Annotated in this window: 12 protein-coding genes; 8 read left to right on the plus strand and 4 right to left on the minus strand. The window is 30.7% G+C overall.

All coding sequences use genetic code 11. From position 1 onward, the window contains the following. Positions 1 to 94 precede the first annotated feature (94 nt). The 3 genes from JJE11_RS05940 to JJE11_RS05950 form a co-directional block, all read right to left on the minus strand. Positions 95 to 436, minus strand: coding sequence for a hypothetical protein (locus JJE11_RS05940; RefSeq protein WP_291633597.1), 342 nt, complete (start codon positions 434 to 436; stop codon positions 95 to 97). A gap of 30 nt (positions 437 to 466) precedes the next feature. Then, positions 467 to 937, minus strand: a complete 471-nt coding sequence (locus JJE11_RS05945) for a YtxH domain-containing protein (protein WP_291633599.1) — start codon at positions 935 to 937, stop codon at positions 467 to 469. A gap of 274 nt (positions 938 to 1,211) precedes the next feature. Continuing rightward, positions 1,212 to 2,819 (minus strand): Na/Pi cotransporter family protein, encoded by a 1,608-nt coding sequence (locus tag JJE11_RS05950; protein ID WP_291633600.1) that lies wholly within the window; start codon positions 2,817 to 2,819, stop codon positions 1,212 to 1,214. A gap of 311 nt (positions 2,820 to 3,130) precedes the next feature. On the opposite strand from JJE11_RS05950, the gene hcp reads away from it, so the two are divergent. From hcp to JJE11_RS05980, 6 genes are all read left to right on the plus strand, one after another. Beyond that, positions 3,131 to 4,774 carry a hydroxylamine reductase gene (hcp, locus tag JJE11_RS05955; protein ID WP_291633602.1) on the plus strand — a complete coding sequence of 548 codons (1,644 nt, stop codon included), beginning with the start codon at positions 3,131 to 3,133 and terminating at the stop codon, positions 4,772 to 4,774. A gap of 526 nt (positions 4,775 to 5,300) precedes the next feature. Further along, positions 5,301 to 6,134: a PRD domain-containing protein gene (locus JJE11_RS05960; RefSeq protein ID WP_291633605.1), complete on the plus strand. Its 834-nt coding sequence runs from the start codon at positions 5,301 to 5,303 to the stop codon at positions 6,132 to 6,134. Between the two features lie 254 nt (positions 6,135 to 6,388). Further along, positions 6,389 to 6,889, plus strand: coding sequence for a PTS glucose transporter subunit IIA (locus JJE11_RS05965; RefSeq protein ID WP_291633607.1), 501 nt, complete (start codon positions 6,389 to 6,391; stop codon positions 6,887 to 6,889). 13 nt (positions 6,890 to 6,902) lie between these two features. Next, positions 6,903 to 7,166 (plus strand): HPr family phosphocarrier protein, encoded by a 264-nt coding sequence (locus tag JJE11_RS05970; RefSeq protein WP_291633608.1) that lies wholly within the window; start codon positions 6,903 to 6,905, stop codon positions 7,164 to 7,166. A gap of 57 nt (positions 7,167 to 7,223) precedes the next feature. Further along, positions 7,224 to 8,933 carry a phosphoenolpyruvate--protein phosphotransferase gene (ptsP, locus tag JJE11_RS05975; RefSeq protein ID WP_291633609.1) on the plus strand — a complete coding sequence of 570 codons (1,710 nt, stop codon included), beginning with the start codon at positions 7,224 to 7,226 and terminating at the stop codon, positions 8,931 to 8,933. A gap of 174 nt (positions 8,934 to 9,107) precedes the next feature. Beyond that, the gene (locus JJE11_RS05980; protein ID WP_291633610.1) at positions 9,108 to 10,310 is read left to right on the plus strand and encodes a DNA polymerase IV; all 1,203 of its coding nucleotides are present in this window, start codon (positions 9,108 to 9,110) and stop codon (positions 10,308 to 10,310) included. Between the two features lie 54 nt (positions 10,311 to 10,364). Here JJE11_RS05980 and JJE11_RS05985 read toward each other — a convergent pair whose 3' ends face one another. Further along, complete coding sequence (locus JJE11_RS05985; protein ID WP_291633611.1) at positions 10,365 to 10,700, minus strand: hypothetical protein; 336 nt, start codon at positions 10,698 to 10,700, stop codon at positions 10,365 to 10,367. 235 nt (positions 10,701 to 10,935) lie between these two features. Between JJE11_RS05985 and JJE11_RS05990 the strand changes: the two genes are divergently transcribed. Both JJE11_RS05990 and JJE11_RS05995 read left to right on the plus strand, forming a co-directional pair. Continuing rightward, positions 10,936 to 11,799 (plus strand): hypothetical protein, encoded by an 864-nt coding sequence (locus tag JJE11_RS05990; protein ID WP_291633612.1) that lies wholly within the window; start codon positions 10,936 to 10,938, stop codon positions 11,797 to 11,799. A gap of 36 nt (positions 11,800 to 11,835) precedes the next feature. Further along, on the plus strand, positions 11,836 to 13,124 hold a 1,289-nt coding region (locus JJE11_RS05995; protein ID WP_291633613.1), incomplete at its 3' end, for a CCA tRNA nucleotidyltransferase.

Consider the following 13,124-nt stretch of genomic DNA (forward strand, 5'->3'; position numbering starts at 1 on the left):
ATTTCAAATATATTATACCATGTTTTAGAAGCAATTAATCCAAACAGTTTTATTAATATCTTCATATAGATAGAAAAAAAGTAGGATAAATATCCTACTTTCTATTCAAAAATATTTTTTTTATAATAGTTAAAATGTCTTTTATATAAACTAAATATTTTTCAAAAGATTCTGTTGCTCCAAGTGCATTGGCAGTTGTCTGAACTACAACTTCAGTGACATCTTTTATATTGTCGGTTAGCTCGTGCAAATTTTTAAATGTTTTTGGTAAACCAGACAGTATCTCATCAATATTATCTTCATTCTTTTTGATAATTGAGTTTACACTTGATATGGTACTAATAACTTTTAATAATACTATTATAAGTATTATTAATATGACTATACCAAGAAAAATCAATATACCTTGTCCTAATTTAAAAAAGTCTACATACATTGTTAGCACCACTATTCTTTTAAATTTTGTTTATTTCTTAACTACTTTTTCAACTACATCATTTTGTTCTACAATAGGATCTAAATCTCCATTATCAGCTACAGAATCTTCTGTTTCAGAAATAACTTTTGAATTCTTTTTTTCATTTAAATATTGAGAAATTTTAACTTTAGCATCTACTACATTCTCTTTAGCATCAGATACTTTATTGTCGATTACATCCTTAAGTTCTATACTTTTTTGTTTGATTTTAAGTTTAGCATCTGATACGTTATCTTTAGCATCAGAAACTTTATTATCAATTGCTTCCTTAAAATCTTTTGATGAGCTAGCGATGTCTTCTCTTGTTTCTTTACCGGATTTAGGTGTGAAAAGTACTCCCCCTAATAAACCACTAAGACTTCCAGCTGCTGTACCAATAAGTATTTTTTTTGCTGTTTGAATTTTCAATTTTCTCTGTTGTTCTTTTTTTCGTTTTCCGTACCAATTCGTAAGTATCATAATATTTCCTCCTTTAAATCATTATCTGCGATGTTATAATATTATTTTCATTATACCATATATCTTCCAATTATAGAAGTTTAGACTTGCTTTAAATGTTATCAAAAATAAAAAACCTGCTACTATAATAATATACCATAAGCAATTTTTGTCAATGAAGAAAGAAAAATGTAACAAAAATGTAACAAAAGAACACATAAGGTTTCAAAAAAAGATTAGCGCTTAGTTTAACACTATGCCCTAATCTTTTTTTATGCTGAAAATTTAAGTATGTCTAATTATTGTTAGTAACCATTTGTGCAATATTGTTTGAATGATCTCCAACTCTTTCAAGATTGGTTAATAGCTCTAGATATACAGATCCACCAGAAGGTGTACATTGAAGGCTACTTAATCTAGTTATATGTTCTTTTTTAAGTTGTCTTTCCATGTTATCTATATTATTTTCTACTGACATGGCTTTGCTAGCAAATTCTACGCTAGAATGTTCTAATGCTAATATTGCATTATCTACACAATATTTTACAGTTTCAAACATGTAGGTGACATCAGATATCGCTTTTTCCGAAAAGACGATTCCGCTATCCATTTTGGTTTTAGCAAGTTCACCTATGTTTTCAGCATGATCTCCAATTCTCTCTATATCATTTACTACATTATAGAGTGAAGTGATAATCTCAGATTGATGTTCTGATAGAGGAGTGTTTGAGAGCGACACCATATAACCAGTTATTTCTCTTTCAAGATAATTTATTGTAACCTCATGTTCAATAACTGAGCTCATCATTTTCTCATCAGAATCTAAGAAAGCTTGCATTGCATTAGAAAGATTTGTTGAGGATAATTGACCCATTCTAACAACTTCCTTAATAACTTGTCCAACAGCGATAGAAGGAGTTTCGAGTAGTCTTCTATCTAAGTATTGTAATACAAGAGCAGAGGATTCTTCGTCCTCTCCGGGCACTAATTTATTAACAATCTTAACTAAAGCACCTATAAACCAAATTTGAATAAATACATTAGATACATTAAACAGTGTGTGTGCATTTGCAATTTGTCTTTGAGTATCTCCACCAAACATTGGAACAAATTTTAATATTAAATTAAAAGCAAACATAAACATTACTGTCCCTGTAAAGTTAAAGATAAAATGTAAAAGTGCTGCCCTCTTAGCATTTTTAGTAGTACCTATGCTTGCAAGAAGTGCAGTGACACAAGTTCCGATATTATCACCATAAAGTATAGGAAGAGCAACTGCGAGTGAAATACCATTGTTTGCAGCAAGTGCCATTAAGATACCAATAGTAGCACTACTACTTTGAACTGTTGCTGTCATCCCAAGGCCAACAAGAACTCCCATTATTGGATGCGCACCTAATGATAAAATAAGATTCTTAAAGCCTTCTAGTTCTCGAAGAGGCCTCATGGAATCCTCCATCATTGACATACCAACAAATAATATACCAAAACCTAAAACAATTTCACCAATATCTTTAGTTTTTTTCTTCTTGCTAAATAGAACTAATCCAGCACCTATTGCAAGAATAAAGGGTGCTACATCTGTAAGTTTAAAAGCTATAAGTTGGGCAGTCATTGTAGTACCAATATTCGCACCCATAATAACTCCAGCTGCCTGGAATAAATTCATAAGCCCTGCATTTACAAAACCTATTGTCATTACGGTAGTTGCACTACTACTTTGAATAATTGCGGTTACAGAGGCACCTACTATTACTGCGAAAAATCTATTACTAGTAAGAACCTCTAGAAGTCTTTTTAGCTTCTCCCCTGCTGCTTTCTGGAGACCATCTCCCATTAGTTTCATTCCATAAACAAATAGTCCTAAACCACCTAAAAGTTGAAAAATCATCTTATAATCCATATTAAATCTCCTTTACCTTTAAAAAACACTATTCCCTAGGAAATTTTATCACAACAATGTTAAGTCTGTGTTAAGTTTTCTATAGTTTATGTTAATTATTTTATGAATTTAGACATTGTTTTAAGAAGTATTACGAAATGTTAAGGGTTTGTTAATTTGAAGTATATTAAAAATAATAATAAAATCTATATTTTTGTAACATAGGTTACCGACTTTAAATTTGTATAAAAGTATAATAAAGATAGTTCAACAACAAATGTTAAATTACTTATGTTGATATTAATTATTCAAAAATATAGGAGGAATTTATAATGAGTATGTTTTGTTATCAATGTCAAGAAGCTTCAAAGGGAACAGGTTGTACGGTGCGCGGAGTTTGTGGTAAAACAGATGATGTAGCTAATATGCAGGATTTATTAATTTATGTTTTAAAAGGAATATCAATTTACAGCTCGCGGGCAAGGGAGCTAGGGGTAGAAAATAAAGAGATAAATAAATTTGTAGTAAATGGATTATTTATGACTATAACAAATTCAAATTTTGATAAAGCTAGATTTATAGAAACGATATCAAAAGCATTAGAATTACGTGAAGTAATTAAGAATGCTTTAATAAATGCTGGTGGAGTAATAGAAAGTAAAATACCTGAATGTGCGACATGGACAGGCACTACTGAAGAATTTGAGAGTAAGTCAAAGAATGTAGGAGTACTAAAAACAGAAAATGAAGATGTAAGATCACTCCGAGAACTTATAACTTATGGTATTAAAGGAGTTGCAGCTTATGCTGATCATGCATTTAACCTAGGATATGAAAACAGTGACTTATACTCATTTATGCAAAAGGGACTTGCACAAACTACGAATGACAGTTTATCTGTTGATGAATTAGTAGCATTAGTACTAGAGTGTGGGAAATATGGAGTAGATGCTATGGCGCTTTTAGATGAGGCAAATACTACTACTTACGGAAATCCAGAAATTACAAAGGTTAACATAGGAACTCGAAATAATCCTGGAATATTAATTAGTGGACATGATTTAAAGGATATGGAAGAATTATTAAAGCAAACGGAAGGTACAGGAGTAGATGTTTATACTCATAGTGAGATGTTACCAGCGAATTATTATCCATCATTTAAAAAATATGATCATCTTGTGGGTAACTATGGAAATGCATGGTGGAAGCAAAATTCAGAGTTTGAAAGCTTCAACGGTCCAATACTCATGACAACTAACTGTATTACGCCTCCAAAGGATTCTTATAAAGAGAGAGTTTACACTACTGGAGCAGCTGGATTTGACGGAATGAATCATATACCGGATAGAAAGGGCGGAGCTGCAAAAGATTTTTCAGCTATAATTGAGCATGCTAAAAAATGTAGTGCACCAATTGAAATTGAAAGAGGAGAAATTGTTGGGGGATTTGCTCATAATCAAGTAATTGCCCTTGCCGATAAAGTTGTAGAAGCAGTTAAAACAGGTGCAATCAAAAAATTCTTTGTAATGGCTGGTTGTGATGGAAGAATGAAAGACCGTGAATATTATACTGATTTTGCAAAAGAGTTACCAAAAGATACAGTTATTTTAACTGCAGGTTGTGCAAAATATAGATATAATAAATTAGAACTCGGAGATATTGGTGGAATACCTAGAGTCCTAGATGCAGGACAATGCAATGATTCATATTCATTAGCAGTTATTGCAATGAAGCTACAAGAAGTGTTTGGACTTGCTGATATTAATGAATTACCAATAGCATACAATATTGCATGGTATGAACAAAAGGCTGTAATAGTATTATTAGCATTACTTCACTTAGGCGTTAAAAATATCCACTTAGGACCAACATTACCAGCATTTTTATCCCAAAATGTTGTTAATGTATTAGTAGAAAACTTTGGAATAGCTGGAACTTCTAACGTAGAAGACGATATAAAAATGTTTATGAATTAAAATTTATACAAGCACCCTAAAATTTGGGGTGCTTGTATTTATAATTAGATATATACATATTATTTTTACATGGAAATGAAATTAAAGGGTAAGCTAATTATGAGGTGATTTACATAGATAAAGAATATATAAAAAATTCCAATAATATAACTTATGAGAATTTGTCACAAGGAGAATCAGATAAATTAAAAGATTTAGAGCAAACTTTTAACAATGAATTTCAATCTGATTATTATCTTATGGTGATGAAAAATAACATTATAAAATCCTGACAATGTCAGGATTTTATTTGTCTAAATTACAAATAGTTCATATAAAACAAAGATTAAATGTGGTATAATAGAAAAGTATTATACATTACTTTAAAAATAATGTGGTAATATAAAGAAAAAAGCTGAAGTTTATACTGTGTAATCAGCAAAAAGTGACAAAATATGTGATAATATTTATTTTTTTAGAATGTATTTTTAAAAACTCTTGAATAATTTCAGAATGTATTTTAAACTATAGAAGAGGTAATGTTAATATGGATGATTATAAGGTATTAAAATCTCTTAGTAGTAATGTTGTTGTTTCTGAAAAAGACAATAATGTCTATGTTCTTTTTGGTAAAGGTATAGGTTTTGGTAAAAAACCGGGTGAACATATCACTAAAGGGAGTAACATTGAGCAGAAGTTTATTAAGATTGACGATAGTGAAAAAGCGAGTTATGTTGAAATTCTTAAAAATATAGAAGCTGAAATATTAGCAGTAGCAGAAGAAATTATTTCTCTTGCAGAAGATACATTAGAAGAAAAGTTAAATTCACACATACATGTTGGTCTGGCTGATCATATTAGTTTTGCAATGAAAAGAATGGAACTTGGAATTGATATAGTTAATCCATTTTTAAATGAAATTCAAACGCTATATTCTGATGAATATAGTATAGCAGAAAAAGGAACAAAACTTATTAAAGAAAAATTAAATGTGCCATTTCCAGAAAGTGAAATCGGTTTTATTACTCTACATATACATTCTGCTAGAGTTAATGAAGAAGTGTCTCAAAGTCTTAAATATACTAGAATTGTTAAAGAAGTAATGGGATATATTCAAAAGATACTTGGGATAAAGATTAATCAAAAGTCAATGGAGTATGGACGGTTAGTCTCGCATTTAAGGTATGCTTTAGATAGAATAGAAAATGATAAGGTTTTAAAAAATATAATGTTAGAATCTGTTAAAACTGAAATGCGTGAAGAGTTTAAAATTTCTAAGAAGGTATGTGAATTTATTTCAGAAAAACTTTCAAAAGAAGTTTGTGAAGATGAAGTTTCCTATATATGTATGCATATACATAGATTAAAGCAATCCATCTGAAAATTAAGTTTATAGTGTTAGGTGTGTTACTGATTAGATCAGGCATGAACCAAGTAAAATGCTTTTAAAGCATATTATTAGTTTATGCCTTTTTTTAAAATGTTTTGTATATAAAGTTCTAAACAATGCACAAACTAATGTTTATATATATAATCAGTTGAAATTTACAGTTAAACCTTATAAGATACATTCAAATAAATAAATTTTAGGTAGATAGCAAATATTAATTGTTATCTACCTTAGAGAAGGAGAGGATGATAAAAATATTTGGGTTATTTAAGAAAAGTAAGGAAGAAAAAAGTATGGTTTTAAAATCCCCAGTTGTGGGAAGATGTTTTGACATCTCAGAAATACCGGATGAAGTTTTTTCTGCAAAAATGCTCGGAAACGGTATAGGTTTTGTTTCTACAGAAGGAGTTTTATACGCACCGATTGATGGTGAAATTCTTCAAGTGTTTCCTACAAAACATGCTATGCTTTTAAAGAGCAAAGAGGGTATAGAAATATTACTACATATAGGTATTGATACAGTAGAGATGAAGGGTGAGGGTTTTGAAGCTTACGCCCAAAAGGGACAGCAAGTTAAGGCTGGAGATAAGTTATTAACTTTTGATAATGACTTAATAAAAGCTAAAGCTAAAACTAATTTAAGTGTATTAGTTCTTACAGAAAATGAAATAATGGAATCTGTAGAATTTAATTTAGGAACTGTAGATAAAAATAATGAAGTAATAATAATAAAATTAAAGAAATAGGGGTGCACATATTATGATGGAAAAAAAAGCAATAGTTAAAAGTGAAACTGGAATACATGCAAGACCTGCATTATCAGTAGTTAAAGAGGCTTCTAAGTTTAAATCGGAAGTACTTATAGTAAAAGATGGAAATGAGTATAATGCAAAAAGTATAGTAGCTATAATGTGTATGGCTGCTGCTAAAAATGATGAAATTCTAATAAGAACTAAGGGTGTTGATGAAGAAGCCGCTGCAGTAGCTATGGTAAAAATTATCGAAGAAGGGCTTTTAGAATAGGAAAATAGCAAACCATAATTGTTATATTCATAAGAGTACTATTAGGAGGAATAAAATATGTTGAAGGCAATAGGGGCATCCTTTGGGATAGCTATAGGTAGAGCGGTAGTTATTAGCGAAGAAGCAGTAGAAGTAAAGGAAAGCAAGGTTCAGGATTCAAAGCAAGAGCTAACTAGATTTAATAATGCATTGCAAGTAGCAGTTACTGAGCTCCAGAAAATAGTTGAAAGTGTAAAAGAAAGGCTAGGAAGCGAAAAGGCAGAAATATTTGAAGCACATTTATGTATGCTTGAAGATCCAGAATTCATAGGTTCCATTCAAAAGAAAATTGAAGATGACAAATTAAATGCTGAATACTCGCTACAAACTGTAGCATCAGAAACAGCAGCTATTTTTGAAAATATGGATAATGAATATATGACTGAACGAGCAGCAGATATTAGAGATGTGAGCAAAAGAGTGTTAAATGTGTTACTCGGAGTAAAAGTAACTTCAATTGCAGAGATTGCGGAGGAGTGCATATTAGTAGCAAAAGATCTTACTCCGTCAGATACAGCACAGATTGATAAAACTAAAGTTTTGGCCTTTGTAACTGAAATAGGAGGGAAAACTGCTCATACATCAATTATTGCGCGTTCTTTAGAACTACCTGCGGTTGTAGGTGCAGGTAAAGGCATAAGTAAAATTAAAGATGGTGATTTAATTGTTGTAGATGGAGAAGAAGGTATAGTTATTATTAATCCTGATGAGAAAACTTTAAACAATTATGAACTCAAAAGAAAAGAATTCATTGAATCTAAACATCAGCTACTTAAATATGCCACTATGGCATCTACCACAATAGATGGTAAAACAGTTGAACTAGCTGCAAATATAGGGTCTGCGGAAGATGTAGAATCGGTACTTAAAAACGGCGCAGAAGGTATAGGATTATTTAGAACAGAGTTTTTATATATGTCAAAAGATGCGCTTCCAACTGAGGAAGAACAATACGCAGAATACAAATCAGTTCTTGAAAAGATGAATGGAAAGCCTGTTATTATAAGGACTTTGGATATTGGTGGAGACAAGAAATTAACTTATTTACCTATGGATGAGGAAATGAATCCATTTCTAGGCTATAGGGCTATAAGACTTTGTCTTGATAGAACAGATATATTTATAACCCAATTAAGAGCTTTGGTAAGGGCATCTGCACACGGCAAGCTTAAAATCATGTTTCCTATGATATGCAATCTTCAGGAACTGAGAATGGCTAAAAAAACACTCGCGAAGTGTACAAATGAACTTAAGTCCGAGGGCGTAGTATTTGATGAGCATCTTGAAGTAGGTATTATGATAGAAATACCATCAGCTGCAGTAATATCAGATGTATTAGCTAAAGAGGTAGACTTTTTTAGTATTGGTACTAATGATTTAATCCAATATACGCTGGCAGTTGATAGAATGAATGAAAAAATATCATATTTATATGATTTCTATCATCCAGGAGTTTTAAGATTAATTAAGACTGTAATAGATAATGGTCACAAGGCAGGAATACCGGTAGGTATGTGTGGCGAAATGGCAGGGGACACAAATCTTGTTCCTGTACTACTTGGATTTGGACTAGATGAATTCAGTATGAGTGCCTCTTCTATATTAAGGGCACGTAAAACTGTTACAAATTCTAGCTATGAAGAGTGCACAAAGCTATCAGCACCAATATTATCATTTGGGGATTCGGATGAAATAAAGAAATATATAAAAGATAATACTAAAGCATAAAGCATAAGGCTTATAAAGGCAACCTATTCTTAATGAAGGATAGGTTGCTTTTTTGTATTAAAATTCTATATAATATATGTATGCATAAAATATTTATTGAAATAAGATTCAAAGTAGCACAAAATACTGAATTCATAGTTTACTACCTATGCCTTATATAAAGGATGAGATTAGATGATTAAAATAAAAGAGAAACTTATATTTCACATAGATGTTAATTCAGCTTTTCTTTCTTGGAGTGCTGCAGATAAACTTAAGCAAGGCGAGGATATTGATTTAAGAGATATAGCAGCTGTAATAGGGGGGGACGAGGAGTCGCGACGCGGAGTAGTACTGGCTAAATCTATGATGGCAAAACAAAATGGAATAGTAACCGGAGAAAGCTTATTTACTGCAAGAAAGAAATGTATAAACCTTGTAGTAGTATCACCTGACTTTAGATTATACGAAAGATGTAGTAAAAGTATGAGAGAAATTTTTGATGACTACACTCCTTATGTAGAGAAATTCTCTATAGATGAATGCTTTTTAGATGTGACAAGTTATAATACTTCAAAGGAAACTGCATTAAAACTTGCTTACGATATTAAGGATAGGATAAAGAGTGAATTAGGATTTACAGTGAATATTGGTATGTCAGATGTTAAGCTTCTAGCTAAGATGGCATCTGATTTTGAAAAACCTAATAAAGTGCATACTCTTTTTAAAAATGAAATAGAAAATAAATTGTGGCACCTAATGGTTGGAGAGCTTTTCATGGTTGGAAAGAGAACTGTTCCTAGACTTAATAATTTAAATATATTTACTATAGGGGATTTAGCTAAGTATGATGCTTCCATTTTGAAATATCACTTTAAAAGTAGTGGGCTCATGATGTGGAAATATGCAAATGGTATAGATAATTCAGAGGTAAAATGGAATGAATATGAACTAAAAGGGATAAGTAATTCCACTACATTATCCGATGATATTAAAAATAAAAACGAAGCTTATAAAGTATTATTAACGCTAGTAGAACACACGGTCACAAGATTAAGAAATATAAAAAAGTGTTGCTACTCTATTTCTGTAACTATAAGAAATCACGAATTTATTAATTATTCCAGAAGCACGACTTTAAAAAGTGCTACAGATTCAACGCAGGAAATACTGAAAACAGTAAGGAAACTTTTTGATGAATTATGGAAGGGAGAGCCGATAAGGTTATTAGGAGTTTCTCTTAATAATTTAAGTGAGGATAATTTTAGACAAATATCAATTTTTGATGTTGATAATTCTCAAATCGAGAAGCAAAGGGCGATAGACTTGGCTGTTGATGATCTTAGGCGCAGGTATGGTGAAACTATAGTTATGAAATCAGTAACATTAAAAAAATAACTAGTAAATTTACTAGTTATTTTTTTTAATATGGCTAAAGTGAGATAGGAAAGTTTATAGTTTTTCATAAACACAAAATCCATCTTTTAATGAAGTTACAACATATGCCTTATGATTATTTTCAAAGTTGTTTACATACTCTTCAATAACTAAGCTATATTCGATTTCTTTATTTTTGAAAAATAAATTTTTACCAGTAATTATTTTTTCATTTAATGTATTATCATTTCCATCGTAGATATCATTTTTGTTTCTAGCACAATATGCAATTAAGTTATCACCTACCGCTTCTACTGACCAATAATAATCATCGTTTTTGTTTACAATAATAACATTTGAAATAATATTTTCTGGCACACCAAACTGTCTTAAAAAATTTTTTTGTTCCATAGTTTTTCCTCCTCAAATTATTAATAACAATATATGGTAATATATTAACAGAAAATCTATATAAAAATCAACCATTAATTGTTAAAAAATTAAAAAAATAAAAATAATGGTAATATATTGTTCTAAACTACAAAAAAAAATATAAATTAGTAAGAAGTATTGTTTATGAGCACTACCTGTAGGATAACAACACCGCAGGTGATAACAGCACAGAAAATTGGAGGTTTATGTAAATATGGATAACAGAGCACTTATCCCTTTATACATTAATGAAGATATGATAAATAATTTATATACCGTTGTAATTGAGGAATTCGCCGAAATTAAAAGTGAAAGTACTAGAAAGCTGGTAACTATTAGTACCAATACACCATTATATGAGCTTACTTGTGGTAAAATAATGCAAGGTGACTTAAATGTTCAACTTCTTAATGAATTCACTTCGCAGAAAATTGAGGAAAGAGTTTCAATTGTAATTACAATACTATCAAGATTAAAAAACATACTAAATGAGCAAAGTATGTTAAAGATAATAAATAACGAGAATGATATAAAAGATATAAAAGAATTCGATTTTGTTCAGTTTACTGGGGAATTGTATAAAAATCCAGTTATAGAGTATATAGAAGACATGACCAAAGTTATGGAAATGCAATTAGCTTTTTCACCTGAACCCGTAGATAACGGTGATGAAAGCCCGGAACAAATAGTTAAGAGGCAGATTTTAAAAGTCCTAAAAGAGGGTATTGGAAATTGCAAATCAGAAAAATGTTTAAAATTTATTAGTAGCAATATTGGAATTAGCAATACAAAGGTTGTAGTGCCCCTAGAGGTAAAACATATGGCGGGCAATTTAGATTATATTGAAGGTGCCAGAATCACTGTGCTTGGTAAAGTAATAAGAATTCCCAAAGAAGATGAAAATAATAACTATAGCTTACTCAGTGGCACATACTTTGATTATTTAAATAATGAATATTTTCAAGAATTTAAAAATAGATTTCTAAAGGATACAGATTTAATTAGAGATTATGATTCAAAACAACTAGAAATAAATGGGCCTATAATTGAAATTATACCTATTGCAATGTATATTTAGGTTGGGCCCTTACAGTAAAAATAAAGGGTGATAGAAATGGTCAATAAAAACATTAAAATACATATGCCAAAAGAAGTTGAAATAATAATTAGTATTTTAAATGAAAATAATTTCGAAGCGTTCATAGTAGGTGGATGCGTTAGAGATTCACTATTAGAGAAGAAACCGCTGGACTGGGATATAACTACTAATGCATCTCCAGATAATGTAATGAGTGTGTTTAAAAAGCAAGATTATAGAGTTATTGAAACGGGGATTGTGCATGGAACAGTAACGGTAGTAATAAAAGGTCAAAATTTTGAAATTACAACCTATAGAATAGATGGAGAATATTTAGATAATCGTAGACCAACCTCGGTAACTTTTACAGCTTCATTAGAACAAGATTTAATGAGGCGAGATTTTACCATCAATGCTATGGCTTATAATGTGGAAGCCGGCCTTATAGATTATTATGGTGGAACGGTGGATTTAGAAAATAAAATAATTAGAGCCGTAGGAGATCCTAATAAAAGATTTCAAGAAGATGCGCTAAGAACGCTTAGAGCCATTCGTTTTGCAACTAGGTTAAGTTTTGATATAGAGGAAAAAACGCTATTTGCTATAAAGCTAAATAGTCACCTTATACTAAATGTAAGCAATGAAAGAATTAGAGATGAATTATGTAAAATGATCGTATCTAATGACACCGCAAAAGGATTTAAATTACTTGAAGAGACTAAACTATTAGGGTTTATACTGCCAGAACTTCAAGTGGCCGTAGGATTTAAACAGCAAAATCCGCACCATGACAAAGATATATTTGAACACATTTTAGCAGTTGTGGAGAAATGCCCGCCAGAGATTAGTTTGAGAGTAGCTGGGTTATTACATGACATAGCTAAGCCGAATTGCTTTACAATTGACAAAGAAGGTATAGGTCATTTTTATGGTCATGATAAAAAAAGTGTTATAATAGCTGAGCAAATACTTAGACGACTTAAATTCGATAATCAAAGTATATGTAAAATTAAAATTTTAGTGAAGGAACATATGCATATACTTACAAAACCAACAGATGCATCTGTAAAACGTCTTATTAATAGAGTTGGTGTAAATTTAGTTCATGACCTCTTCGCATTACAAAAGGCAGATGCTTTAGGTTCCCGTTTTCCTGAGATTCGGTTAAACGAAATTAGTAAAGTAGAAGAAAAAACATTAGCCATATTAGAATCTAAAGTTCCACTATCTATAAAGGAACTTGCAGTAAACGGTGGAGATTTAATGTGTCAATTTTCTATTAAACAAGGGGAAGAAATAGGTGGTATGCTTAAATTTCTTTTAGA

Source organism: Clostridium sp., from assembly GCF_016650095.1.
Classification (GTDB): domain Bacteria; phylum Bacillota; class Clostridia; order Clostridiales; family Clostridiaceae; genus Clostridium_AD.